The 26,485-nt window shown below is 42.6% G+C and carries 22 protein-coding genes, 1 other RNA gene and 1 pseudogene; 12 read left to right on the top strand and 12 right to left on the bottom strand.

Annotation, left to right across the window (positions count from 1 at the left end; genetic code table 11):
* Window positions 1-6: 6 nt before the first annotated feature.
* Entirely contained in the window at window positions 7-717 is a 711-nt protein-coding gene (gene nth / locus ACY3FQ_RS11085; protein ID WP_151836195.1) for an endonuclease III, read from the bottom strand.
* A gap of 3 nt (window positions 718-720) precedes the next feature.
* Window positions 721-1,515 (bottom strand): RnfABCDGE type electron transport complex subunit B, encoded by a 795-nt coding sequence (locus tag ACY3FQ_RS11080; RefSeq protein WP_151836196.1) that lies wholly within the window; start codon window positions 1,513-1,515, stop codon window positions 721-723.
* A gap of 347 nt (window positions 1,516-1,862) precedes the next feature.
* Between ACY3FQ_RS11080 and gdhA the strand changes: the two genes are divergently transcribed.
* The gene (gene gdhA, locus ACY3FQ_RS11075) at window positions 1,863-3,206 is read left to right on the top strand and encodes an NADP-specific glutamate dehydrogenase (RefSeq protein ID WP_087010569.1); all 1,344 of its coding nucleotides are present in this window, start codon (window positions 1,863-1,865) and stop codon (window positions 3,204-3,206) included.
* Between the two features lie 75 nt (window positions 3,207-3,281).
* Here the strand turns inward: gdhA and ACY3FQ_RS11070 are convergent, their stop codons facing one another.
* The 3 genes from ACY3FQ_RS11070 to rlmH form a co-directional block, all read right to left on the bottom strand.
* On the bottom strand, window positions 3,282-4,064 hold the full coding sequence (locus tag ACY3FQ_RS11070) for a DUF4377 domain-containing protein (RefSeq protein ID WP_287167063.1): 783 nt from the start codon (window positions 4,062-4,064) through the stop codon (window positions 3,282-3,284).
* A 141-nt stretch (window positions 4,065-4,205) separates the two neighbouring features.
* Window positions 4,206-4,982, bottom strand: a complete 777-nt coding sequence (locus ACY3FQ_RS11065; RefSeq protein ID WP_287167062.1) for a dioxygenase family protein — start codon at window positions 4,980-4,982, stop codon at window positions 4,206-4,208.
* Between the two features lie 108 nt (window positions 4,983-5,090).
* On the bottom strand, window positions 5,091-5,573 hold the full coding sequence (rlmH, locus tag ACY3FQ_RS11060; protein WP_004980899.1) for a 23S rRNA (pseudouridine(1915)-N(3))-methyltransferase RlmH: 483 nt from the start codon (window positions 5,571-5,573) through the stop codon (window positions 5,091-5,093).
* Between the two features lie 146 nt (window positions 5,574-5,719).
* Here rlmH and ACY3FQ_RS11055 point away from each other — a divergent pair, with 146 nt between their 5' ends.
* Window positions 5,720-6,661 carry a M20/M25/M40 family metallo-hydrolase gene (locus ACY3FQ_RS11055; protein ID WP_287167060.1) on the top strand — a complete coding sequence of 314 codons (942 nt, stop codon included), beginning with the start codon at window positions 5,720-5,722 and terminating at the stop codon, window positions 6,659-6,661.
* Between the two features lie 245 nt (window positions 6,662-6,906).
* Here ACY3FQ_RS11055 and ACY3FQ_RS11050 read toward each other — a convergent pair whose 3' ends face one another.
* The 4 genes from ACY3FQ_RS11050 to ACY3FQ_RS11035 form a co-directional block, all read right to left on the bottom strand.
* Entirely contained in the window at window positions 6,907-7,287 is a 381-nt protein-coding gene (locus ACY3FQ_RS11050) for a VOC family protein (protein ID WP_151836198.1), read from the bottom strand.
* A gap of 127 nt (window positions 7,288-7,414) precedes the next feature.
* Window positions 7,415-9,844: an endopeptidase La gene (lon, locus tag ACY3FQ_RS11045; RefSeq protein WP_195728797.1), complete on the bottom strand. Its 2,430-nt coding sequence runs from the start codon at window positions 9,842-9,844 to the stop codon at window positions 7,415-7,417.
* Window positions 9,845-9,992: 148 nt separating this feature from the next.
* Window positions 9,993-10,583, bottom strand: coding sequence for a 5-formyltetrahydrofolate cyclo-ligase (locus ACY3FQ_RS11040; RefSeq protein ID WP_151836199.1), 591 nt, complete (start codon window positions 10,581-10,583; stop codon window positions 9,993-9,995).
* Window positions 10,584-10,654: 71 nt separating this feature from the next.
* Window positions 10,655-11,050 (bottom strand): MerR family transcriptional regulator, encoded by a 396-nt coding sequence (locus ACY3FQ_RS11035; RefSeq protein ID WP_151836200.1) that lies wholly within the window; start codon window positions 11,048-11,050, stop codon window positions 10,655-10,657.
* 82 nt (window positions 11,051-11,132) lie between these two features.
* Between ACY3FQ_RS11035 and ACY3FQ_RS11030 the strand changes: the two genes are divergently transcribed.
* From ACY3FQ_RS11030 to ACY3FQ_RS11000, 7 genes and pseudogenes are all read left to right on the top strand, one after another.
* A complete protein-coding gene (locus ACY3FQ_RS11030) occupies window positions 11,133-14,093 on the top strand; it encodes a heavy metal translocating P-type ATPase (RefSeq protein WP_151836201.1) in 2,961 nt (986 codons plus the stop codon).
* Window positions 14,094-14,434: 341 nt separating this feature from the next.
* Window positions 14,435-15,346: a LysR family transcriptional regulator MumR gene (gene mumR / locus ACY3FQ_RS11025; protein WP_151836202.1), complete on the top strand. Its 912-nt coding sequence runs from the start codon at window positions 14,435-14,437 to the stop codon at window positions 15,344-15,346.
* 345 nt (window positions 15,347-15,691) lie between these two features.
* Window positions 15,692-16,946: pseudogene (locus ACY3FQ_RS11020) on the top strand (NRAMP family divalent metal transporter).
* 35 nt (window positions 16,947-16,981) lie between these two features.
* Window positions 16,982-17,764 (top strand): LamB/YcsF family protein, encoded by a 783-nt coding sequence (locus ACY3FQ_RS11015; protein ID WP_151836204.1) that lies wholly within the window; start codon window positions 16,982-16,984, stop codon window positions 17,762-17,764.
* Window positions 17,757-18,563, top strand: coding sequence for a putative hydro-lyase (locus ACY3FQ_RS11010; protein ID WP_151836205.1), 807 nt, complete (start codon window positions 17,757-17,759; stop codon window positions 18,561-18,563). The genes ACY3FQ_RS11015 and ACY3FQ_RS11010 overlap by 8 nt, the downstream gene beginning before the upstream one ends.
* Window positions 18,564-18,596: 33 nt before the next feature.
* Complete coding sequence (locus tag ACY3FQ_RS11005; RefSeq protein WP_195728798.1) at window positions 18,597-20,180, top strand: 5-oxoprolinase subunit B/C family protein; 1,584 nt, start codon at window positions 18,597-18,599, stop codon at window positions 20,178-20,180.
* Window positions 20,180-21,901: an acetyl/propionyl/methylcrotonyl-CoA carboxylase subunit alpha gene (locus ACY3FQ_RS11000; RefSeq protein ID WP_171500563.1), complete on the top strand. Its 1,722-nt coding sequence runs from the start codon at window positions 20,180-20,182 to the stop codon at window positions 21,899-21,901. Before ACY3FQ_RS11005 ends, ACY3FQ_RS11000 begins: the two co-directional genes overlap by 1 nt.
* Before the next feature lie 267 nt (window positions 21,902-22,168).
* Here the strand turns inward: ACY3FQ_RS11000 and ssrS are convergent.
* The 3 genes from ssrS to ACY3FQ_RS10985 form a co-directional block, all read right to left on the bottom strand.
* Window positions 22,169-22,352: non-coding RNA, 6S RNA (gene ssrS, locus ACY3FQ_RS10995), on the bottom strand.
* 99 nt (window positions 22,353-22,451) lie between these two features.
* The gene (locus tag ACY3FQ_RS10990; protein WP_151836208.1) at window positions 22,452-22,736 is read right to left on the bottom strand and encodes a cell division protein ZapA; all 285 of its coding nucleotides are present in this window, start codon (window positions 22,734-22,736) and stop codon (window positions 22,452-22,454) included.
* Window positions 22,737-22,738: 2 nt separating this feature from the next.
* Window positions 22,739-23,290: a hypothetical protein gene (locus ACY3FQ_RS10985; RefSeq protein WP_010326327.1), complete on the bottom strand. Its 552-nt coding sequence runs from the start codon at window positions 23,288-23,290 to the stop codon at window positions 22,739-22,741.
* A gap of 64 nt (window positions 23,291-23,354) precedes the next feature.
* Between ACY3FQ_RS10985 and ACY3FQ_RS10980 the strand changes: the two genes are divergently transcribed.
* From ACY3FQ_RS10980 to ACY3FQ_RS10970, 3 genes are all read left to right on the top strand, one after another.
* Entirely contained in the window at window positions 23,355-23,987 is a 633-nt protein-coding gene (locus ACY3FQ_RS10980) for a UPF0149 family protein (RefSeq protein ID WP_151836209.1), read from the top strand.
* A gap of 80 nt (window positions 23,988-24,067) precedes the next feature.
* Window positions 24,068-25,390 (top strand): Xaa-Pro aminopeptidase, encoded by a 1,323-nt coding sequence (gene pepP / locus ACY3FQ_RS10975; RefSeq protein ID WP_151836210.1) that lies wholly within the window; start codon window positions 24,068-24,070, stop codon window positions 25,388-25,390.
* 150 nt (window positions 25,391-25,540) lie between these two features.
* Window positions 25,541-26,470 (top strand): aminoglycoside phosphotransferase family protein, encoded by a 930-nt coding sequence (locus ACY3FQ_RS10970; RefSeq protein ID WP_151836211.1) that lies wholly within the window; start codon window positions 25,541-25,543, stop codon window positions 26,468-26,470.
* Window positions 26,471-26,485 lie beyond the last annotated feature (15 nt).

The raw sequence follows: 26,485 nt of genomic DNA, 5'->3' as shown, positions 1-26,485 counted from the left end.
TGAACTTTAATGTTCAGCTTCTATCGTCGTTGTGGCAATACGTGCTGCACCAAATTCAAAACGATCTGGCCAGTTACACACATCTGAAACAATACACTCATGGCATTTCGGTTTGCGTGCAATACAGCAGTATCGACCATGTAAAATCAGCCAATGATGTGAGTCGACAATAAATTCTTTCGGTATGACTTTCATTAAACGGTGTTCGACTTCAAGCACATTTTTGCCGACTGCTAATCCCGTACGATTGCCTAAACGAAAAATATGCGTATCGACCGCCATCGTCGGTTGTCCAAAAGCAGTATTTAACACCACATTGGCTGTTTTTCGTCCTACACCGGGCAAGGCTTCTAAATCCGCACGATTGTTTGGCACGATGCTGTTATGTTTTTCAATCAGTATCTTACAGGCTTTAATGACATTCTCAGCCTTTGCATTATATAAGCCTATGGTTTTAATATAGGTTTTTAAACCATCGACCCCTAAGGCATAAATAGTTTCAGGTGTATTGGCGACTGGAAAGAGTTTATCTGTAGCTTTGTTGACACTCACATCTGTCGCCTGAGCAGACAAGGTCACAGCCACCAACAGCTCAAAAGGACTCGAATAATTTAATTCAGTTTTGGGATTTGGGCGTTGTGCACGTAAACGTTCAAAAAAGATTTGAATTTGCTTTTTGGTCATGTTTTTTACAGGTTTTCCGCTTGTCGTTAGCATGCTTTACGCTCCCTGTAACTGATGAAGCTGTTGGGTTAAGTCATCCAACAACAGACGTTTTTTTTCATCTTCACGAACGCTGAGTTGCTTTTCTAATTTTTTAATTTGTACGCGTAATTTCGCCAGCTCAATCGTGGATTTTGCATCAAGCTTTGCTGCCATTTCTGGTTCTTTTTCAATGATCTGAATATCAGGTACAGCATCGTTCTGTGCTGAAAACTGGGCAAATAAAGCCGTATCAATTTCCGCACGAACCACTGGACCTTTACGGTGTAGGCGCTGTTTTTCTTCACGTTGAATATGTGCGTAATAGCGTTGTCTTAAATCATCTTGCTCAGCTTTGCGCAAGATTTCCGTTGGTATGCCGTCTACATCTGGAATAAGGTCAATACAGTCGACAGGACAAGGCGGGATACACAGTTCACAGCCTGTACACAGATCAGTCAAAATACTGTGCATGAGTTTACCCGAACCAATAATGGCGTCTACAGGACAGGCACTAATACATTTGGTACAACCAATGCATTCATCCTCACGAATGATTGCTTTCATTCTCTGTGGGCGGCCATCGGCTTGAATAGGCCAAACACTTTCCTCTGCAATTAATGCTGGTCGGTTTAGCAACTGAGCCAATGCATCGGCTACAGGCTGCCCGCCGGGTACACATTTATTGGCTGCTTCACCTTCGCTGATGGCTTGGGCATAAGGCAGACATCCATCACGATGTCCGCAGAGTCCACATTGGGTTTGGGGAAGGAGGGCATCGATATTTTGGATCAGGGAAATGTGCGAATTCATGCGTAAACCAATCCTGCAACTGAATTTGCAGAGATATTAGGAGAAATAGGTAGATCACTGAATTTTACCATGTTTTTTTTGATTAATCCTGTGTTCTAAAATGGTTCATTAACTGCATCATTTTTGAGCAAAAAAAGATTTTAAGCCTGTGTTTTCATTGGTGTTTTTTTATAACAAATTTCTAGGTATATTTTATATAAATAATTGTTATATAAATGATAAATATGTTTTTTTATAGAAATGTGTTGTGAATTGTTGGTAAAAGATATTTAATTGTTTGCGCCAAAATTTAACATTGTTTATAAAATTTGACCAATTTTGATCCATTTTCTGCTGAGGATTAAGCGTTGAAATATAACAGCCTTAATGAGTTTTTAGATTACGTGAAAACACGTGATGAACATCAACCCGAGTTTCTACAAGCGGTAGAGGAAGTCATGACCAGCCTTTGGCCGTTCATTGAAAAAAATCCTCGTTATGCAGACCACGGTTTGCTAGAGCGTTTGGTTGAGCCAGAGCGTGCGATTCAATTCCGTGTTTCATGGGTGGATGACCAAGGTCAAACCCATGTAAACCGTGCTTTCCGTGTTCAATACAACTCGGCGATTGGTCCATTTAAAGGTGGTATGCGTTTTCACCCATCGGTGAATTTATCGATCCTAAAATTCTTAGGCTTTGAGCAAACCTTTAAAAATGCGTTAACCACACTGCCAATGGGTGGTGGTAAAGGTGGTTCAGACTTTGATCCTAAGGGTAAGTCTGAAGGCGAAATTATGCGTTTCTGCCAAGCGCTAATGATTGAGCTATACCGTCACCTAGGTTCAAATACGGATATCCCTGCGGGTGATATTGGTGTGGGTGGCCGTGAAGTGGGTTATATGGCTGGCATGATGAAGAAGTTGAGCAATGACACTTCATCTGTGTTTACGGGTAAAGGTTTGACCTTTGGTGGTTCTTTGGCGCGTCCTGAAGCAACGGGCTACGGCACAGTGTATTTTGCTGAAGAAATGCTGAAAACCCGTGGCGACTGCTTCCAAGGTAAAACAGTCGCGATTTCTGGTTCGGGTAACGTAGCGCAGTACGCTGCTGAAAAAGCAATGTACTTAGGCGCAAAAGTCGTTTCATTGTCTGACTCTGCGGGTACGGTATATGTAAAAGCAGGCTTTACCGATGCTTTACTTGCTGAAGTGATGGAACTGAAGAATGTGAAGCGCGGTCGTATTTCTGAGTTTGCGTCTAAGCATGGCTTTGAATACTTAGAAGGTCAGCGTCCATGGTCTATTCCATGTGATATCGCATTGCCATGCGCAACTCAAAATGAGTTAGATCAGGCGGATGCTGAAGTACTCCTTACAAATGGAGTGATTTGTGTCGCTGAAGGGGCAAACATGCCTTCTACCTTAGATGCAGTCGAAAAATTCGTTGAAGCGAAAATTTTATACGCACCAGGTAAAGCATCCAACGCGGGTGGTGTTGCGACCTCTGGCCTAGAAATGTCACAAAATGCTTTGCGTTTGGGTTGGACTTTTGAAGAAGTCGATGAGCGCTTACATGCGATCATGAAAGAAATTCACCGTAACTGTGTGAAATACGGTACACAAGCAGATGGTACTGTGAACTATGTAAATGGTGCCAACATTGCAGGCTTTGTAAAAGTTGCAGATGCAATGCTTGCTCAAGGCGTATTCTAAGTTTATATACACTTAGAAAAATCCCAATAAAAAACCGAGGCTTGAGGCCTCGGTTTTTTCTAGGTCATTGAACGATTACAATGAACCTTTTACTGCTTCACGTTCAATAATCATGTCTTGAACATAAGCATATTTTGATTGGTCCGCTGCAGGGTTGGCAATTTTAAAACGTTTAACACGTACGATTTGACGCTCTTTAGGGTTATGAGTGAAGCCATCAATGTGGTTATAGAATAAAGTCCAGTCTTTATCGACCTGTGTCTTTACGCCATTTTCAGCATATTTAATTTCACGAACTTGTAGGCATTCCATACGGGCAACACCTGTAGAACATGTTTTAGTTTCTGGTGAAATTTCTAAGAAAACAGTTTCACCTTGGCTTTGATATTTCGACTCAGCGGTTTGTTTACCTGTGAATACAATTTTTTCACCTTTTGCCGATACCACGGTCAGTGTTGGCGCATCAGGATCATTTAGGTTTAAAACAAACGGTGCTTTACGGTTGTCAAATAAATCTGCTGCGACGCCTTCCTGAGCCATGGCTTTTGGTTCACATGCCATTTGAGTCGCCATCAGGTTACCCGTCACAATTTGATTATTTTCAACTTTCCAACTAGTCCCCATACCGTTACAACTGGTTGCAATGCCTAAGCGACCTGCTTTTTTGTCAAAGTTTAAAACCAAAGGTTTAGGCGCATCTGCGGTGTTCGCGCTCCAATGATAGTTTGCGAGTGTTTGATCTGCATTTTGTTGTTGTAGTACAGACACAGCCAAATCTCCTACTTTTTGAATATCAGATGATTGGCAAGCAGCCAGTGCGAGAGGGAAAAGGACAATCGCTAAATATTTTAATTTCATGGGTTACAAGTTCTTGATTTAAAATAACAAGATACATGATATCCGATGTTGTTTTTAAAAGAATGGATACATTCAGTTCTTTTGGGTTTCAAAATATATCCATAAATATTTTTTTGTTAATATATAAGTAAAATTTATACATTAATCAAAACGGTAAATGTCCATGCCCAGTGCACCCATGGTAAAGCTACTATGCACAATATTAAAACGATGTCCTGTACCCATCGCAAAAAATATTGGGGCAAAGTGTTCTAACGTTGGGTGGTTACGACGGACAAAAGGAATCGATTCCCAGTCTAAAATGGCGTCAAAGTCCTGATGGCTAAGTTTCGCGACGACATGATTACGAAATGTCGATGCCCACTCAGGTACCGCTTGTGACTGACCATGCCAAGACAACTCGGCTAAGTTATGGGTAATACTCCCTGAGCCAATGAGCAAGACCTGCTGCTCGCGTAGTGGTGCAAGTGTTTGTCCAATTTTATAAATCTCCTCTGCCGACAGATTCATCGGGAGTGAAATTTCCACCACAGGGATGTCTGCATCTGGATACATATGGATTAAAGGCATCCAAACGCCATGATCACGCGGACGAGTACTGTTTGCATGAGCTGAAAAACCCGCTTCTGCCAATAAATGTAGAATTTCTTCAGCTAGAACAGGTTGACCGGGTGCTGGGTAGCGAATGTCATAAAGCTCAGCAGGAAAGCCTCGAAAGTCATGCCATGTCTCAGGACGGACTCCAGTACTTACTTCAAGTGAGTTACTTTCCCAGTGCGCGGACATAATCACAATTGCTTGTGGTGTCGGTAAGTTTAGACCCAAACGATGTAACGCTGGCCCAACTTGCTCTGGATTCAACGCAAGCATGGGTGAGCCATGAGAAATGAATAAGCCGGGTAGCGTTTGTAAGTTCATTGTGAAAGCCTAATAAGGGAAGATGAAAAGAATTTTGTCAGATTCTTATCATCTGTGTAATGGGGGAAATATCAACGTATTGTTCCAAAAAAAGAACAATACTTGAGCTTAACCTGCACGATGATAAGGGTGATTATGGTTAATACTCATCGCTCGGTAGAGTTGTTCAATCAGCATCACGCGAACCATCGGGTGAGGTAAGGTCAGTTTGGATAAAGACCAATGCCAAGCAGCTGCTTTACGTACTGCTTCAGAGTGACCGTCAGGCCCACCAATTGCCAGTACAATATCATTACCCTCAAGCATCCATCCTTTCATGGTTTCTGCCAGTTTTTCGGTGCTAAACTCACGACCACCGACTTCCAAAGCAATCAGTACTTCGTTGCCTTTCATCGCATTTAAAATGCTATCACCTTCAATTTGACGGTATTTTAAAATATCTGCTTCTGAATCATTTTTACCGCGCTTTGCCATTGGCAGTTCAATAATCTGCGTTTGCACAAAAGGTTGAATACGTTTGAAATAATCTTCAAAACCAGTCAGTACCCATGCAGGCATTTTTTGACCAATGGTCAGAATACGGATTTTCATAATGGGTCATGTATAAGGAGACGATTCATTATAACGGTGAAAGCAAGGCTTTGCAGTGAGACGAAACAAAATGCAATTGAATTCACTGAACTAATGTTGCTTAATTCAACAGATGAGAGGAATAAGAAATACTTGGAATAATAACAATGTGGCTCAAAACTTTAAAAAAACAGGCTTTTTTGTTGATTGTTGTACTAGGTACTTTCACAGGGCAGGTATTTGCAAGCAACGTCAAAATGGCTGATGAACAAAACCTACAAGTCTATTTGGAGCAAGTGATTGGTCAGGGCAAAGCACGTAACTATAAAAACCTTGATGAACTGAACCGTGTCTCTGCATGGATCAAAGAACAAATGCGCTTATTGGGCGTTCCGTGTCACTATCAAAACTTTACGGCCAATCAGCAAATTTACCGAAATGTAGTGTGTAGTTTAAACGTCGGACGGGCAGACCGCGTGATTGTTGGGGCGCATTATGACGTCTTTGGCGATCAAGATGGTGCAGATGACAATGCCTCTGGTGTTGCCGGCGTGATTGAAACGGCACGTATTTTGGCAGAGCAAAAGGCTAAACTACCCAACAATGTGGACTTTGTGTTCTATAGTTTAGAAGAACCACCGTTTTCTAAAACTGAACAAATGGGCAGCTATGTGCATGCGAAATCAGTTCAGTCACAAAAAGATAAGATTAAAGGTGTGTATATTTTAGAAATGATAGGGTTCTTTAGCGAACAAACCATCCAAAGCTATCCTGTGGGCTTAAAGTGGATTTATCCAACCCATGGTAATTTTATTGCTACAGTGAGTAATGTCAGTTCACGTGATTTAGGCGCAGGATATTGTGCAGCGATGCAGAAACTTGATCAATTAGAATGTCAGCGTTTGGTTGCACCAAGCTTTGCCAATGCTTTTGATTTTTCAGATCATTTGAATTATTGGGAGTTTGATATTCCCGCAGTCATGATTACCGATACGGCATTTTATCGAAATGGTCACTACCATACCAAAGCAGACCGCTTAGCGACGTTGAATTTGACCAAAATGGCGAATGTGATCGATGGGCTGGTACAGCATTTATTGAAACCTTAATGTATTTTGAGCAATAAAAAACGCAGTTCCCAAGTAGCGAGAACTGCGATAAAAGGTCATCCGTCTGGAGAATCAGATGACCATGCAATTTCAAATCATCAATAAAAAGAAACATACAGCGCGTATCTGTTCTTATTATTTATATCGGGCTTTTTATCGATTTTTCAAGTCTGATGGATGATAGTGGAAAAGGTTTAATACAAAAAATCAAACAAGCTAGGCAAAAATTTGGAGTTTCATCCGTTTCACGTCATGGAATGTAGGCCAATCATATTTCCTTCGCTATCAAAGGCCAGCACAATAAAACCATATTCACCAATGGCAGTTTTTGCTTCATGAATTTTTCCACCAGACTCAACAAGCCGGCTCGCTTCATTCGCACAATCATCACATGAAAAATAGATTAAGGTACTGTTTTCTCCTGCGGATAGGCCTGGCATTTTCACCAGTGCACCTGAAGCGCCATAGGCTTGCATATCTGACGGGAAAGCCCACATTTGCAGTGAGTTATCATCCGCTGGTGGGGTTAATTCAGTTAATTGAATATTAAAAACAGATTCATAAAATTGTTTGGCACGAGATAAGTCATCCACATAAATTTCAAACCAACCAATCGGGTTTTTCATTTTAGTTGTCCTACATGTATCCCTTGATCAAATTATTGTAGGAAATAAAAGCATAAAGATGTGTGGTGTTATCTACAGTAAATTGTAATAAAAAAGAGAGCCGAAGCTCTCTCTTTACGATGCGGAATTAGTGGCGTGCAGCTTTTTTGCCTTCATCGACCGCTTTGACAATTGGTGCTTTGACCAAAGGCTCAGGCATAGAGGTCAACGCCAGTGGTAAAATCTCATCAATCGACTTCACCGCTTTAATCTCTAAACCTTCTTTAACATTGTCAGGGATTTCAGATAAATCACGGACGTTGTCTTGAGGAATGAAGACCAGCTTAATTCCACCACGGTGTGCAGCCAGAAGTTTCTCTTTCAAGCCACCAATGCGCATTGCACGACCACCGAGACTGGTTTCACCTGTCATGGCAATATCAGGGCGAATTGGGATGCCTGTGAAAGCAGAAACCAATGCAGTTGTTAACGCTAAACCTGCAGAAGGGCCATCTTTTGGTGTTGCACCTTCTGGTAAGTGAACGTGAACATCGGTTTCTTCGAAACGTGTCGACTCGATACCCAATTCATCTGCACGGGTACGCACGACAGTCATAGCAGCAGTAATCGATTCTTTCATTACATCGCCGAGTGAACCCGTGGTAATGAATTTACCTTTACCTTTGACCGCTGCAACTTCGATGGTCAACAACTCACCACCGACTGAAGTCCAAGCCAAACCGTTAACACGACCGACTTGTGCTTCATCTTCCGCCATACCAAAGTCAAACTTATGTGGACCTAAGTAATCTGGAAGATTGGCCGAAGTCACATCAACTTGCAGGTTTTTTGCCTTTTTGCTGACCGCTTCTTTTACAACTTTACGGGCAATTTTAGACACTTCACGCTCTAAGCTACGAACACCCGCTTCACGTGTATAACGTTGCACGATGTCACGAATCGCTTCTTCGTGAACAGTCAATTCTTTCGCACGTAGACCATTGTTCTTCATTGCTTTCGGAACAAGGTAACGCTCAGCAATATTGACTTTTTCATCTTCGGTATAACCCGGTAGACGAATCACTTCCATACGGTCAAGCAATGCTTCTGGAATATTCATGCTGTTGGCAGTACAGATGAACATCACTTCAGACAGGTCCAGATCAAGATCTAAATAGTGATCGTTAAACTTGCTGTTCTGTGATGGATCGAGTACTTCAAGTAACGCAGACGCAGGGTCGCCGCGGTAGTCTTGTGCCATCTTGTCGATTTCGTCGAGCAAGAACAATGGGTTCTTCACGCCAACTTTCGTTAATGACTGCACAATTTTACCCGGCATCGCACCGATATAGGTACGACGGTGACCACGGATTTCCGCCTCGTCACGCACGCCACCGAGTGCCATACGTACAAACTCACGACCTGTTGCTTTGGCAACCGATTCACCCAGTGAAGTTTTACCTACACCTGGAGGGCCAACCAAACAAAGGATTGGGCCTTTGAGTTTTTTCACGCGAGATTGAACCGCTAAATATTCCACGATACGATCTTTCACGTCATCTAAGCCGTAATGATCGGTATCCAAAATTTCTTGCGCTTTGCTTAAGTTAATGCTGACTTTGCTAGCTTTATTCCAAGGCGTATCTAAGATGGCCTCGATATAATTGCGCACCACAGCCGCTTCGCTAGACGCAGGTTGCATTGCTTTGAGTTTACGGAATTCGCTTTCAGCTTTTTTGCGCACGTGTTCAGGCAAATCAGCTTCGGCAAGACGTTTTTCAATTTCGGCAACGTCATCTTCCGCGCCGCCATTCATGTCAGAAAGCTCACGCTGAATGACCTTCATCTTTTCATTGAGGAAGTATTCGCGTTGATTTTTCTCCATTTGACGCTTCACTGAGTCATGTAAAGTTTGCTCAATCTGTTGTTCTTCAGATTGTTGCAATAAATACGTCATCAGTTCTTGTAGATGTGCTTCGAACTCATCGTGTTCGAGGAATTTTTGCTTTACATCAATATTCAGTGGAACACGGGTCGCTACGAAGAATAACAATTGCAGTAAATCGTCAATCTTGTTCGCTGCAGCAATCAGTTCACGTGCGTTACGTAGTTTTGCTTCAGCGTATTGTGCAAACAGGGCACGTAATTCTTGAACACGTGTTTCTTGCGTTGTTTCGTCAATGTGGACTGACATTGGGCTAAGCGCATGTTCTGCGGTTAGATAATCATTTTCATCAATGATTTTTTCTAGCTTTGAACGATGCAAGCCTTCAATTAATACTTTTATACAGTTTTCATCATTTTCATGATTCACAACTTGCACAATCTTCGCGACAGTACCGTATTGATATAAGTTGTCGTGATCAATTTCTTCTGAAAGAGAATCTTTTTGAGCAACTACAAATACTAGATTGTCACTGTTACGAGCCACATCAACTGCATTGATCGATTTTTCACGACCTACAAATAGCGCGATTTGCATGTATGGATACACCACCACATCACGTAACGCTAAAAGTGGTAATACACTTGGAACCTGAGGCTCTAAGGTTTCTTGATTCATAATAATTTCAGACATGGGCACTCCTAATGAGTGACAACGGTGTTGCCATGTTTTTTATAGTGATGGGTATTTTAAAAAATACAAGGGCAGGTCAAAATAAATTGTATAAAAAATGACTAAACATGTGATTTTTAAGTATTCTCAACAGTCAAAAATGTCAATTTTAGCGCTTGAAGCGTAAATGCTGTTGAGGGGTCAGCAGTCCATCTAAAGGTTGATCCCATTTTTCTCGAATCAAGCGCTGTGGCACCAACTGGAAGTGATGAGCCAAACCAAGACGAAATGGACGGTGATAGCGTGCAGAAGCCAAGGTTTTATCGTAAAAACCACCGCCCATGCCAATGCGTGTGCCATAAGGATCACAAGCCAATAAGGGCATGAGTAGCAGGTCTAAATGTGAAACGTGCTGACCACGTGTTGCCATAGGCTCTTGCATACCTAGCGGATGGTGTGAAAAGCGTTTATTTTGAAATTGATTGCGTGAAACTTTGACCCACACCAAGCGCTGATTCATATTGCAAATCATCGGTAAATACACCGACTTTTTTTGATGAAAGCAATATTCAATGATTTTATGGGTCTGAATTTCCCCAAAAGCATGTAGGTAGATCCCAATACGGGTGGCATGTTTGAATTCGGGCACACGTCTTAAACGTTGTAAAATTTGCAATTCGGACTGCTGCTGTTGATAGGCGGAAACTTGTCTGCGTTGTTTGCGAAGCTGTTTTCTGAGTTGGGCAAGTTCAATCGACATGGTGAACGCAGTCCTGAGTATCGAAATAGTGAGTGTTAAAGTGAGCGCCAAATTTAAAAGATGGCATCTGTTTATGGCGTAGCCGTTGAACCTTTTTTCAGTTCTTGCAAAATTGGGCAGCAACTGTCAGTGGTGGTTTTACATTCATCCACCCAAGTTGAAAGACGTTGTTTCAAAGCATTCAGCTCTTGAATCCGTTGATCAATTTTTTCAAGTCGTTGCTGAATCACATGACGGACTTTTTCGCGATCGTCCAGTTGCAAATGCAATAGATCTTGAATTTCACTGAGCTGTAAGCCCGCATCTTTGCCTTTTTGAATAAAGCTTAAGGTTTCAATGTCTTGTTGGCTGTAATAACGATAGTTTTGTGTGGTTTCAGGAATGCGCATGAGACCAATTCGCTGATAATAACGAATCGTTTCCACATTCACCTGACAGTGTTTTGCCAGCTTGCCGATAGTGAGCATAAAATAATCTCCAAAAGGCTTGACTCAGTACCTAGGTACAGACTTTATGCTAACACAATCAAAAAATAAAAGGTGAGTCAGAATGAGTGAGCAACACAAAATGTCTTGCTGTTCTAAACAGAAATTAGCGCCGATGGTGGTGAATATCGATCCTGTCTGTGGGATGACGGTCGCAGAAGACTCTCCTCATGTGTATGAGCATCAAGCAGTTCGTTATTTGTTTTGTTGTTCAGGCTGTTTAAAGAAATTTTCGGCCAATCCAGAGGCTTATTTAACATCAGAAAAAGCGCCCAGTGCTTGTTGCAGTAAACCCAAAGTAGATTTAGCTGAGGCATGTTCTCAGGCGAAAGAGGAAGGCACATTAGTTGCATCTAAGGGTTGTGGTTGTGGATCAAAACCTGTGTCAGATGCAGAGAAGACCACATTTATTGACCCTGTGTGTGGCATGACCGTCAAGGACTTAAGTAAACCGCATACTGAATGGCAGGGGCAAAACTACTACTTTTGTAGTGAAAAATGTTTGCAAAAGTTTATTGCAACCCCAGAGGCTTATGTAAAGGCTGAACGTTCAGATTCTGTAGTTAAAGCCTCAGGTTGTTGTGGTTCGACCTCGAAAGTGGCTGAGGAAAAAACGTCTTATTGTGCGCCCAAACCGCAAACAGAAGCAGACAGCAAAGCCAGTTGCTGTACACCCAAGCCGAAAGTAGAAGCTGCCAAAAGTAGCTGCTGTGGTGGTGGGAAACATCAACATGAACACAGTACTCAATCGGCGTCAGCAGAGTCTATTGACCCGGTGTGTGGCATGTCCGTTGACCCAAATACAGAGTTAAAAACTGATTATCAGCAACAGACCTACTATTTCTGTAATCCTTCTTGCTTAGACAAATTTCAGGGAGATCCTGAATTTTATCTGATTCCACCCGATCAGCGTCCTGTGCCTGAAGGGGCTGCTGATATGGACTATACCTGTCCGATGGACCCTGAAATTGTACAAAAGGGACCGGGGACGTGTCCGATTTGTGGTATGGCACTCGAGCCGATGCAACCGACTTTAGATGATGCACCGAACCCTGAATTGGTGGATTTTAGCCATCGCTTTTGGATGACCTTGCCGCTGACGTTGATTGTATTTGTACTGGCGATGGGTTCACATATTCATAGTTTCATTTCACCGCATATTCAGCCGTGGATTGAGTTGGTCCTAGCGACTCCTGTAGTGCTATGGGCGGGTAAACCGTTTATTGAGCGTTGCTGGACCTCGTATAAAACCCGCAACTTAAATATGTGGAGCCTCATTGGTGTCGGGGTGTTGGCGGCCTATATCTATAGTGTGGTGGCAACGATTTTCCCAAGTGTGATTCCAATGGAAGCCAAAACGGGGCATGGCGTTGCAGTGTACTTTGAAGCAGCCTGTATGATCGTATCTTTAAGTTTGCTTGGTCAAATCATGGAGCTGAAAGCACGTGCCAAGACAGCAGATTCACTCAAAGCCTTACTCAAACTGCAAGCCAACACAGCCAAGTTGGTTCAAAACGATCAAGTGGTTGAAGTGGATATTGGCATGGTCAAACAAGGCGATATTTTACAAATTTCCTCGGGTGAGCAGATTCCACTAGATGGTGTGGTGGTGGAAGGCAAAACCTATGTCGATGAAGCCATGATGACAGGCGAACCTGTACCTGTGAAAAAGCAAATGCATGACACGGTGATCGGCGGTACGGTCAATCAACAAGGCAGTATTCGTATTCAAACCACGGCGGTCGGGGCGAATACTACTTTGGCGAAAATGATTCAGACGGTGGCAGAAGCACAGCGTTCTAAAGCACCGTTACAACGTTTGGCCGATGTGTTTGCCAAGTATTTTGTGATTGTGGTGTTACTGATTAGTGTGTTGACCTTTGCCGCTTGGATGGTGTTTGGTGGTGCACAATTTGATTTGGCACTGATGTGTGCGGTGGCGGTACTGATTATTGCCTGCCCATGTGCGCTGGGTTTGGCGACGCCAATGTCAGTGATGGCCACCACCGGTCGTGCGGCACAAAAAGGGGTACTGTTTAAAGATGCAGAGGCGATTGAAGCTTTAAGTAAAGTGAATACGCTGATTGTCGATAAAACAGGGACTCTGACGGAAGGTAAACCGAGTCTTAAAGAAATTCAGTTGCTCAGCCCAAATGTGGAACAAGCACAAGTAGAACAGTGGATTGCCTCGATTGAGCAGTATTCTAGTCATCCGATTGCACAGACTTTGACTCAAATAGTTCCTGCACAGCAATTGCTTAAAGTGGCAGACTTTGAGGATGTGACTGGTTTTGGCGTCAAAGGGCAGATTGGCGAGCAAACCCTCTATATTGGTAGCCAAAAGCTGCTTGAACAGCTCGGCATCACTTTAGATGATACTTTGCAAAGCCAGTTGAACCAGCAGCGTGCGACAGGCAATGTGATCAGTTTCTTAAGCAATAGCCAAGAAGTACTGGCTTATATTGCTATTCACGATGCGATTAAAGTCAATGCCCAGCAAGTAATTCAGCAGTTGATTGATGATGGTATTGAAGTGGTCATGGCAACAGGTGACCATGAACAAAATGCCCAGTTGGTGGCTAAGGAATTGGGTATTCAACAAGTCTATGGCAACTGTACGCCAACTGAAAAACTGGAGATCGTGAAGAAATATCAGGCTCAGGGTAAAATTGTGGCGATGGCGGGAGATGGCATTAACGATGCACCAGCCTTAGCGCAATCCAATGTCGGAATTGCCATGGGAAACGGAACTGATATTGCTAAACAAACCGCGCAAGTCACCTTAGTTAAAGGCGACATTCGTGGTGCAGCCGATGCACTACATATGGCGAAACTGGGTGTTCGTAATATGAAACAGAACCTTGCTTTTTCCTTTGTGTATAACGGTTTGGGTGTACCTGTTGCAGCAGGAATTTTCTATCCATTGACGGGTTTATTACTCACCCCAATGTTCGCTGCGGTGGCGATGTCACTGAGCTCACTGTCCGTGGTTTTAAACGCTTTGCGCTTACAGAAGAGTAAATAAGCACTTTTAGATTTTACAGTCTCTTTTTAAGTTGAGTTTTAAAAAGCATCTTTTAAACAAAGGTGCTTTTTTTATGATGATTCGTGATGGAATGAAGAGTAGTGCGAATAAACATTAAGCCTTTCAAGCGTTTTTTCTTAATTCAACTTGATTTAAATAGCCTTGATTGGGTTAGGCCGAGTCAATTGGTTAAAAGATGCAAAATGGATGTAATTGGGCAAGAGGTAGAGTTTTAATGAGCGTCATCTTGTGAGTCATTTTGAAATTATATAAAACAGGAACTTAAAAAATAGTGATAACTGCCGTACTATAAGCGGGATGGAGTAAAGGCAGGATTCAGGGTGAATTTAAAAAATCTAGCAGCATTTTATTGGGTTGTGACTTTAAATAGTTTCAATAAGGCTGCCACAAAATTACAAACGACCCAACCTGCCGTTTCACAAAAAATCACCTCTCTTGAAAATGATTTAGGCTTTAAAGTACTCGATCGCAGTTTTCGACAGCTTAAACCCACCCATAAAGGCATGACCCTGTTTAAATATGCTGAAAAGTTTATGCGTTTGGAAACCGATTTGGTGGCTGAGCTGACTGAAAATCAACACCTAACAGGAACAATTCGTTTAGGTGTTTCTGAGACGATCGTTTATACGTGGTTGGTTGAATATATCGAAAAAGTACAAAAAGAGTTTCCCAAAGTTTCTGTGGAAATTGTGGTGGATTTAACCCCAAATTTGCAAGAAGGTGTGCGTACAGGGGATTTGGACATGGCCTTTTTGCTGGGTCCGACTTTGGCTTTCGAGTGTGTGGAGCAGGCGCTGTGCGACTTTGAACTGAGTTTTTTGGCAGCTCCATCTTTTAAAGGTGGTGTGGGCCAAATGTCGTTTAAGGCATTAATGTCTCATACCATTTTAACTTACCCGAAAATTACCTATCCCTATAAAGAGCTCAAGGCCAAAATGAAAGAGCAGGCACTAGATGAGCCGCTTTCAATTACCAGTTATTCGCTTGCGACCTTATTGCGTCTTGCAGAGCAAGGTTTGGGGATCGCCGTTGTGCCGACCTTAACGGCGCTAAAGGAAATTACAGATGGTCGTTTAGAGATTTTAAATACACCGATCCAGCTCAAAACCTTTCATTTCACCTCGATTTATATGCAAGGAAATGATGCTGCCTTGAAAGAGAAATTAACCGATGTCGCAGTCACTGTTTCTGAAAGTGCAATGAAAAGACTGCTTGAGAAAATTAAAAAATAATTGAGGCGTACGCAGTTTTTTGACAAGCGACGTTTCTTTATCTCAAACCGTAATTTGTTTGAAAAACTATAAAAGCAGCTTATCGTGTGTGATAAGTAAAATTTATCATTAGACTTTTAATAAATAAAAAACAATAAAATACAGTTATTTAGTTTTAATAGTGGAGGTAAAAAGTCGTATTGTTCATCGCGCTTGCCTATGTTCTTATTTCAAATAGAAGATTTGATCCGCCATGGCTTTGGTTGGGCAACAGGGAATCTTTGTCAGTTAAAGGGATTTAAGAACAGAATTTGTAAGCAAAATGATGTTCTTGGTTCAACTTGAAAATAGCGTTATTAAGCTCAAATGGACGAGGAACGCATTAAATATGTCTTTATTAAAATCTTCTTTTTTATCAGATCGCCAATGGGCCATTGTTGCTTCAATCTTCATGATGGCAACCTCTGCCATGGGACCTGGTTTTCTAACTCAAACCGCGGTCTTTACTGTGAAATTAGGTGCGGCGTTTGGCTTTGCCATTCTCGTGTCTATTTTGATTGATTATGTAGTTCAGCAAAATATTTGGCGTGTCGTAACACTGACGCAAATGCGTGCCTCGGATATTGCCAATAAAGCCTTGCCGGGCAGTGGTTACTTACTGGCTTTTCTGGTCATTTTGGGTGGCTTCTTCTTCAGTATTGGTAATATTGCAGGCGCAGCTTTAGGTCTCAATGCATTATTTGGTTTGGACACTAAATGGGGTGGCATTTTAAGTGGTGCTTTAGCCATTTTAATTTTTGCTTCAAGAAAAGCCACCTTGGCCATGGATAAAAGCATGATCGTTTTGGGGTTGCTCAAAATCATCTTGATTATCATTGTTGCCGTCATTGTGATGCCACCTGTGGGCCAAGCTGTTCATCAAACGTTTGCACCCGACCAGATTGATTTTGCCATCATCACCACGATTGTCGGTGGAACGGTCGGCGGCTATATTTGCTATGCAGGCGCCCATCGTTTACTGGATAAAGGCGCGGTTGGCCCTGAAAATATTGATGAAGTCGCAAGAGCTGCAACCAAAGGTATTGTGGTTGTGGGCATCATGCGTTATGTGCTGTTTTTAGCTTTCTTGGGCGTGGTGGTGAGTGGTGCAAGTATTGATTTAGCCAGCCATGATGCCAATCCCGCAGCGCAAGCTTTTCAATATGCCGCAGGGACTTTTGGTTATAAATTATTTGGTCTGATTTTCTGGGCAGCAGGGATCAGTAGCACCATTGGTGCCGCTTATACTTCGGTTTCATTCTTTACTGCATTTAAGAAAAACCTCAGTCCAAAACAAACCAACTACACCACCATTACATTTATCTCTTTAGCTTTACTACTGTATGTCCTACTGGGCGCAACCCCTGCTGGATTGTTGATCTTCGTTGGTGGTTTTAATGGTTTGGTACTGCCAATTGGTTTGACTATTTTTGTTTATGTTGCCGCTTGCCGTAAAGATATGATGGGGAATTATAACTATCCAAAATGGTTACTTATTTTGGGTGTACTCACATGTATGTTGACATGGTGGATGGGCTATATGTCCTTTACCACAGTCTTTAATTATTTAACCAAACTTTAAGCCAGTAGACGGTGAAGTGATAAAGGAATTAAGCCATGTTTGTAGATTTAAATAGTGACTTAGGTGAAAGTTTTGGTTCGTGGAAAATGGGCAATGATGACCAAATTCTACCTGTGGTGACAAGTGCCAACATTGCATGTGGCTTTCATGCAGGAGATCCGCTGGGGATTTTAAAGACACTGCGTAAAGCTGTTGAATTAAATGTCACGATTGGCGCGCATGTATCTTATCCAGACCTCGTCGGTTTTGGTCGCCGCAATATGGATGTATCACGTGATGAGCTGATTGCCGATGTGTTGTATCAAATCTCTGCACTGGATGGTCTAGCTAAAGTGGCTGGTTCTCACGTGCAATATGTGAAACCACATGGCGCACTGTATAACACCATTGCACACGATCACGCTCAGGCCGCTGCGGTGATTGATGCTATCAAGATGTATAACCCAGAACTGGTTTTGGTGGCACTGGCTGGTTCCCACTTGGTTGAGCAAGCACGTGCAGCAGGTTTAAAGGTTGTATCTGAGGCTTTTGCAGACCGTGCTTATAACAGTGATGGCTCATTGGTTTCACGTCGTTTGGACGGGGCTGTTTTACATGATTCGGCCTTTGTGGCACGCCGTGTGGTGTCTATGTTGAAAAATGGCGGCGTTGAGTCGATTGATGGTGTATTTACCCCTATCCAAGCGGACACGATTTGCTTACATGGTGACACCGCAGGTGCTTTAGAGATGTCGGCTGCGATTAAAGCTGAACTGCTAAATCATCATATTGAAATTCGTCCCTTTGTCTTAAAGCATGAGGAACTACGCAATGTATAAGGATATCCGAGTCGATTCAGCGCAGCTTGAAGCCGCTTTAGCTGCACGTTTAAAAATCCGTGCAGGCTTTGACAAACCAACGGCGGGTATGGCTGCGGGCATGACGCAGGTCAATATGATTTCGGTGCCTAAAGATTGGGCTTATGATTTTCTACTGTATGCACATCGCAATCCGCAAAGCTGTCCTGTTTTAGACGTGTTAGAAGAAGGTGTTTATGCTACAAGACTGGCAGAAAACTCAGATATACGCACCGACTTTCCACGTTATCGCATCTGGAAAGAGGGTGAAATGGTCGATGAAGTCACGGATGCGAGTGACATTTATCATGCACATCCTGACTTGGTGACGTTTCTAATTGGTTGTAGTTTCTCTTTTGAAACAGCACTGCAGGAGGCGGGCATTGAAGTTCGTCATATCCATGATCAGACCAATGTACCGATGTATTTGAGTAATATTCAATGTCAGCCTGCGGGTCGTATTTCGGGCAATATGGTGGTTTCTATGCGCCCAATTCCATCCCATCAAATTGCGGATGCCGTCAAAATTACAGCACGGATGCCAAGTGTGCATGGTGCGCCTGTACATATTGGACATCCTGAAGGTTTAGGCATTCGTGATGTGAATCAGCCAGACTTTGGTGATGCTTCACGTATTGAGGCTGGGGAAATTCCAGTATTTTGGGCTTGTGGTGTAACCCCACAAGCAGCGGTGATGAACTCAAAAATTCCTTTTGCCATAAGCCATGCACCCGGTCATATGTTGATTACCGACATTCCTGATCGTGCATGGATGGGTTAAGCGGCACTAAAGAACAATTAAAAGGATAGGCATATGCGTTTTTTATCGGTAAACGCGGATTGTTTTCTTATAGAGCTTGCCAGCCTAGAGGAAACATTGGCGTTGTACAATAAATTGCACACGATGCAATTGAATGGAATTAAAGACTTAGTCCCTGCTGCAAAAACGATTTTGGTATTTTTTAATGAAATCGAGACCACCTTTAAAACACTGGTTACTTCGATTCAGACTGTAAAAATTGGTTCAGGTGTTGAGCGTAATGTCCAAGAGCTGATTATTCCTATTTGCTATACGGGCGAAGATCTTGCTCAAGTTGCAGAGTTACAAGGGCTTTCAATTGCTGATGTTATCTTGAAGCATCGTCAAAGTGTTTGGAATGTGGCTTTTATTGGCTTTGCGCCGGGCTTTGCTTATATGAGCAGTCCCGATCGACCTTTTACAGATATTCCTCGTTTAGCCGTACCACGTAAAAAAATACCGTCGGGTTCTTTGGGACTGGCAGGACAATATTCGGGGATTTACCCGAAAGATAGTCCGGGAGGCTGGCAGCTGATCGGTACGACTGTTGAAAAAATGTGGGATCTAGAGCGTAAAAATCCAGCGCTATTGTTACCAGGAATGACGGTCCATTTTGAAGATGTCACACATCAACCAACCACGGTTAGCGTAGCACAGCAAGTCACTCGTACAGTTGAGCCCAAACAATCCATGCCTTTGTTTACGGTAACTGCACCGAGCCTACAGATGCTGATTCAAGATGAAGGGCGTTTTAACCAGACCAAGATAGGGGTTGGTGTTGCAGGGGCGATGGATGTATCGGCGATGCACAGTGCAAATCGAATTGTTGGTAACCCAACTCCGACGCCTGTGATTGAAGTTTTAAATGGTGGTTTGAAAGCCAAAATGCATCAGTCCGCAGTCATTGCGGTTACGGGAGCGATTTCAAACATCCACGTGAAATTTAGTGATGGCCAAAAGGCTGACTTTGGTAGTTATCAGGCGATTGCCCTTGATGAAGGTGATGAATTTCAGATTCAAGCACCGACGGCAGGACTGAGGAATTATCTGGCGATTCGTGGTGGTATCGACGTGCAGCCTGTGCTGAATAGCGCCTCATTTGATAGTTTGGCCATATTGGGGCCAGAACCTATAAAAATGGGGGATACGGTTTATCAAGGACAGGTTGAAGTTTCAAATATCAGTATTACCGAAATTGCGAAGTTACACTTGCCCAAAGTCGGCGATGTGGTTGAGCTCGACATTGTGATGGGACCGCGAACGGATTGGTTCGAAGCGGAGAGCATTGAGCGCTTATGTCAGCAAGCTTGGCTTGTGACGAATGAAAGCAATCGGGTTGGACTGAGACTTTCAGGTGAGCAGCCGTTGCAACGCAAAATTACCCATGAGTTGGAAAGTGAGGGAACTTGTATTGGTGCCTTACAGATTCCGCCAAGTGGACAGCCTGTATTGTTTATGAATGACCATCCTTTAACTGGTGGCTACCCCGTGATTGCGGCTGTGGCGAAGCACCATTGGGACTTGGTGGCGCAGATTCCAGCAGGTTGCCAAATCAAATTTAAAAAAATGACTGAATTTACAGATTTTGAGAATGAATGATGACTACTGAAAAATTATTAATTGCAAACCGTGGTGAAATTGCCGTTCGTATTATTCATGCTTGTCGTGATATGGGTATTAGCTCAGTTGCGTTATATGCCGATGATGATATGGATAGTATGCATGTCGAACTGGCGGATGAAGCATGGGGGCTGGCGGGTGCAACTGCACGTGAAACCTATTTAAATATTCCAGCCATTCTTGAGGTTGCTAAAAAATCTAAGGCGACCATGGTTCATCCGGGTTATGGCTTTTTATCTGAACGTGCTGAATTTGCACAGGCCGTAATTGATGCAGGCTTAAAGTGGGTCGGGCCGTCACCTAGCGCCATTGAAAAGTTGGGTGATAAAATTGAAGCACGTAAGATAGCCGCTTCAGTGGGCGCACCTTTAGTTCAAGGCACACAAGACCCCTTGAATAATGCTGATGAAGCACTCGAGTTTGCAAAGCAGTTTGGTTTACCTATTGCGATTAAAGCCGCATTTGGCGGTGGTGGTCGCGGTTTAAAAGTTGTTTGGAAACTGGAAGATGTAAAAGAGCTGTATGATTCGGCTGTACGTGAAGCGCAAGCTGCCTTTGGCCGCGGTGAGTGTTTTGTTGAGCAATACTTAGATCAACCACGCCATGTCGAAGCGCAAGTGATTGCCGATCAACATGGCAATGTAGTGGTTTTAGGTACACGTGACTGTTCTCTACAACGTCGTAATCAGAAGCTGATTGAAGAGGCCCCAGCGCCTTTTATCAGCGATGCAATTTATGAAGAAATTTTAACTTCGGCTAAAAATATCTGTCAGGCAGCCAACTATGTCGGTGCGGGTACCGTTGAATATTTGCTGAGCCGTGATGGAAAGCTTTCATTTTTAGAGGTTAATACCCGTTTGCAGGTGGAACATCCTGTTACTGAAGAAACGGCCAAAGTCGATTTGGTGGTCGAGCAAATTCGTGTGGCTCAAGGTCATGAACTTTCAATCAAAGAAACCCCGAAAGTGCAAGGGCATGCCATTGAGTTTCGTATCAATGCTGAAGATCCTGCTCGTGGCTTCATTCCTGCATTTGGTGTATTGAGTTTATTTGAAGCACCTTTTGGTCAGGGCGTACGCGTAGACACAGGTGTTCGTACTGGTTCTTTGGTGTCGAGTCATTTTGATTCGCTCATGGCAAAACTGATTATCACTGGCCCGACACGTGAGGTTGCTATTGCTCGTGCTAAACGTGCGCTGAAGCAATTTAAAATTGAAGGGGTTGCGTCGGTTTTAGACTTTCACCGTGCTGTATTAAATGAAGCTGATTTTACCGAAACATTTAATGTCCATACTCGTTGGATTGAAAATGATTTTAAACAGGACTTAAAGCCAACGAAACGCAGTATTCCGAATCATCAACAGCCGATGTTACTCAGCTATATTGAAATTGATGGGAAATTACATCGTTTAGGCTTACCTGCGGGCATGTTTGCACAAAACCCTGCAATTATATCTCATGACCAACCAGCTACAGAAACAGCAGTGAGTGCTGAACACTTACTTGCTCCAATCAATGGCGTAATTAGCGCTTGGAAGGTAGAAAACGGGGAGCAGGTAGTAGAGGGGCAAGTGGTTGCGATTATGGAGGCCATGAAAATGGAAGTCCCTGTACTTGCACATCAAAGCGGAATGATTCAATTGACAGCTTTGCAAGGCACAACTTGTCACGCAGAGCATATTATTGGATCGATTTGCTAAAAAAATAAATCATTTGAATGAACCTGATGCAGCATTCAGCTAAGTCAGGTTTTTGTTTGGAAATTTTTAAAAATTGAGGGCTGGTTAGCTTTGCTCTATAGAAAAATAACTTGATAAAGGTTGAATAGCCAAATAAAAGCGTTATTTAAAGAGATAGAAATATTCAATAATCATTTTGTTTGGTAACTGGAAGACAAGATGAAAACGATAAAGTTAAAAAATAAAAGAGTATTAACGATGTATGTAATTATTATTTTTAACTAAATAAAGTACTCCGAAGATGCCGCTGCATGTGTCGTTACCCTGAACCCGATGAGTTCAAGGTGGACGCGACGTATACTTGCTGGGTTTCCCACATGAAAGTGGGCATACACTCTAAATATACAGAACACATCCATAAGTTTAAGTATCGGCAGGGGAATAGACCCGCTGGCGAACACCTCAGAGTTGCCTTAAGTATAACGAATATCACACTGATGGCAACTCATACACCGCTACGAACTGTAAACAACTGGAGTAAGTGTTGATACTTTATTCAATTAAGTCGAGTTTAAACAAGTTCTGCAACCTCATCGATAATATTTGCCAGTAATCGTTCTGCGTGTGCATACTCTTGTAGTGTTTTATTCATCGACAACACTTCTTGCATTAATTCTAGTGCCACCATAATGATAATTTTACTGGGTTCTACCCGTGGCGCTTTACGGCGAAACTCATCATATTTATCATTTAAAAGCAGAGCTGCACGTTCAAGGTCGGCTTTTTCTTTTTCCGTTGTGACTAAACGAAAGCTATGACCTAAGACACGTAATTCAACGGTAATTGGTTCGCTCATAATTAAACTTCCTCGCCAGCTTCAGTAGGGTGGGCAAGTTGTTGAATTTCTTGCGCGTGATGATCTTGCTCTGTGCCTAAAACAGCCAAACGTTGGATGATGGCTTCGACTTTAGCTTTGGCATGCTCATTTTTTTGTAACAATCTTTCACGTTCTTGCTGAAGTGCTTGGATTTCTTGCTGAGCTTGACGCTGATCATTGTTCATTTTTTCTTTAATTGCACGTAATTCATTACGTTCAGCCAAGATTTCCTGAAAGCGATTTTTTAAATCCGTACAACTTTTTTCCAAACGACTATAACGATCGGCCAAAGCAGTCGCATCAGTGTTTAAGTGTTGATATTGGGTCTGAGCGCTGCTTAATTGCTCAGTTAAATCATCAATTTGTTCTTGCTTCTGGGTAATTAAGCCATTTTTTTGCACAACTTGAGAACGGTGCTGTTCTTCAGCATCCAGTTTAGCTGCATTTAAAGTGCTATTTTCACTTTCAAAATGAGCAAGTCGCGTTTTTAAAACGCCAATATGCGCCTGTAGACGCTGTAATTCTTCTAACATATCGTGGTCGCACAGTGCTGCAAACAAAGGTAATATATAAGAAGTATAGAGATTGGATAAACGAATGCAAGACGATATTTCAGGTTGGTCAGAATGGCAGCCAAATTTTTCTAAAATTGAAGAGATTTCTAGCCCAAGTGAGTTACATGGTTTACTCACAGGTATCATTTGTGTAACTCAGGCACCGAGCCGTGAAGAGTGGCAACACATCCTCACGACTTTGGAAATTCCAGAGTTAAGCGAAGAAGCTTTGGCGTTGTTAGCCGATGAAGCAGAAGATGTCGCACATGCACTTTCTGACGATGAATTGGACTATTTACCATTACTTCCCGATGACACACATACGCTGGCAGACCGTGTACAAGCTTTGGCTGATTGGTGCGCAGGCGTAGTGCTGGGCTTTGGTTTGGCGTCTGGTCATATTCGCCCAGATGAAATGGAACTGATCGAACATTTACAAGATGTCGCGGCAGTTGAGTTTGAAGAAACCGATGATGATGAAGAGGGTGAACAAAGCTATCAAGAATTATACGAGTTTGTACGTTTAATTCCTGTGAGCTTATCTGTAGGCCGCAAAAAGATTGCGGTAGAGGAAAGTTCGCTGCTTAAACACTTTCATAACAAGCAACAAATCGACCGTTCTGTAACAGAAGCGAACAATGTTGTAGAAATGTTTACGCCGCATCGCCCAAGCTGATTGGCATAAGACTTGCTGCGCGTACATGATAGGGTGCGCGTGGCAACTTTATTCTTTGGTATAAAAAAGACAGATCAAACATGAAACTAACGCAAGTGGATTTTCAGGAACGCCGTGACCGTTTGGCTGCACAAATGGGTCCGAACAGTATTGCCATTATTGCAACCAGTCCAGTGGCGATGCGTAATCGTGATGCAGACTATAAATACCGTACCGATAGCAGCTTCTTTTATCTAACTGGTTTTGCTGAGCCCGAAGCCGTGGCAGTCATTGAAACCTTTGCCGAAGACGATGAAGACGGTTACAGCTACAGTTTGTTCTGCCGTGAGCGTGACCGCGAGATGGAAATCTGGAATGGTTACCGCGCAGGTGTGGATGGGGCGGTAGAAGAATATGAAGCTGACGAAGCGTATGCGATAGATTTGTTAGATGAAGAAATCATTGAAAAACTCTTAAGCAAAGAAAAATTATTCTATCGTATTGGGCAACAGCCTGAATTTGATGCGCGTGTAGCAAAATGGATCACGACTGCCAATGGTGAGTCACGTCGTGGGACTGCTGCACCTGCACAAGTGATACAGCTAGACCGTATTTTAGATGAAATGCGTTTGTTTAAGTCAGAACAAGAAATTGCATTGATGCAAACAGCTTCTGATATTTCCGCACAAGCGCATACTCGTGCCATGCAAGCCATTAAGCCCGGTATGATGGAGTATGCTCTTGAAGCTGAGCTTAATTATGTATTTGGGCAAAATGGCTGCGTGCCGTCGTATAACAGCATTGTCGGTGGTGGTGAAAATGCTTGTATTTTGCACTATGTAGAGAACAACAAAGAGCTAAAAGATGGCGATTTGGTGCTGATCGATGCAGCGTGTGAGTATGAATACTATGCTTCCGACATCACCCGTACTTTCCCCGTCAATGGAAAGTTCAGCCCTGAGCAAAAAGCACTTTATGATGTCGTCCTTGATGCACAACTTGCCGCAATTGACGCAGTGCGTGTAGGGAACTCGTATAAAGAACCACATAATGTTGCTGTGCGCATTTTAGTCCAAGGTTTGCTTGATCTGGGTATTATGCAAGGTGATATTGAAGAGATTATCCAAAAGGAAAGTTTCCGTCAGTTTTATATGCATGGTACAGGACATTGGCTCGGTATGGACGTGCATGATGTCGGTTCATATAAGCAAGAAGGTGTGTGGCGTGCCTATGAAGAAGGCATGGTGGTGACTGTTGAACCGGGCTTGTACATTGCGCCTGATGATGAAACGGTCGATGCGAAATGGCGTGGTATTGGTATTCGTATTGAAGATGACATCGTAGCAACCCAAAACGGTCCACTGAATTTGACTGCGAAAGTGGTGAAGTCGGTAGAAGAGATTGAAGCGTTAATGGCGCGATAAATATAATTTACTGTATAAAAGCCGATCATGTGATCGGCTTTTATTTTTTATAAGGTAAGGTATTTATGTTGAATAGAGAACTATAATATTTATAAATAAAAATTTTAGTTATTTCATCATCATTTTTATTCACAACAGAAATTAGGCAGCATGAAAGATTTATCTAAGTTAAAGCATAGGATTCAGGCAAAGACGTTAGATTTAGTTACACAGAGAAATGGGGCTTCAGTGTATCAAGGGCAATCCTCTCAAGGAGAAGTCTTTATCAAAATAGCAAATATTCAAACGGCTAATGATCGTTACTGTGAAATCTTAGAAGCTCTCAAAGAATTTCCACTAACACCAAAGGTATTAAATAAGTTTGAATGGGAAGGTTCTTCTATCCTTGTCATAAGTGCCATAGAAGGTACTCAAGTCGATCAAGCATTAAAGAATTGTACGCGGGTACAGAAAATCTCTTTGCTTGGGAATGCAGGACGAGCTTTGGGCGAACTTCATCGTGCGCTTCCACAAACGCGCATATTGAATATGAGGTTCTGGCAAGATCGTGATGGCTTATCAACACATTGGGTATTGTGGAAGCAACAATTAGAATTAATGATCTCAAAATGGATGTCACGTATAAATCCATTGTCATCTGATTATCATGAGTTTTGCGACCAATTGAATGAGTTACGAAAATACGCTAAAGCGATATGTGAGCCGACACAGCTTCATTTACTGCATTGTGACTATAAAGGTCGAAATATCCTTGTAGACAGTGAAAATCGAATTTCGGGTATTATAGACTTCGACGCTGCTCGTATTGGAGATGCGGTCTATGATTTAGCTAAAATTATTTGGGTGGATATAGATTTCTCTGATTTAGAATTACGAAATGCTTTTTTAGAGGGTTGGGAATGTACGTATAAGCAGACTGTGCCTAAAATGAAATTTCTATTCTATGTTGGCATTCAATGTCTTGCAGCAATCGCTTGGACAGATCAAAATCCTTCCGCTGATGGGACAAATCCTATTTTTCGTGCTTCCGCAATTCGGACGCTGAGAATTGCATTAAAAGAATTAGAGATGCTTGATTAGATTCTAAGACTCTTT

The sequence above is a fragment of the Acinetobacter sp. AB03 genome (assembly GCF_058107045.1).
The sequence above is the reverse complement of the archived record's forward strand: the minus strand, read 5'-3'. Positions and strand labels throughout refer to the sequence as shown.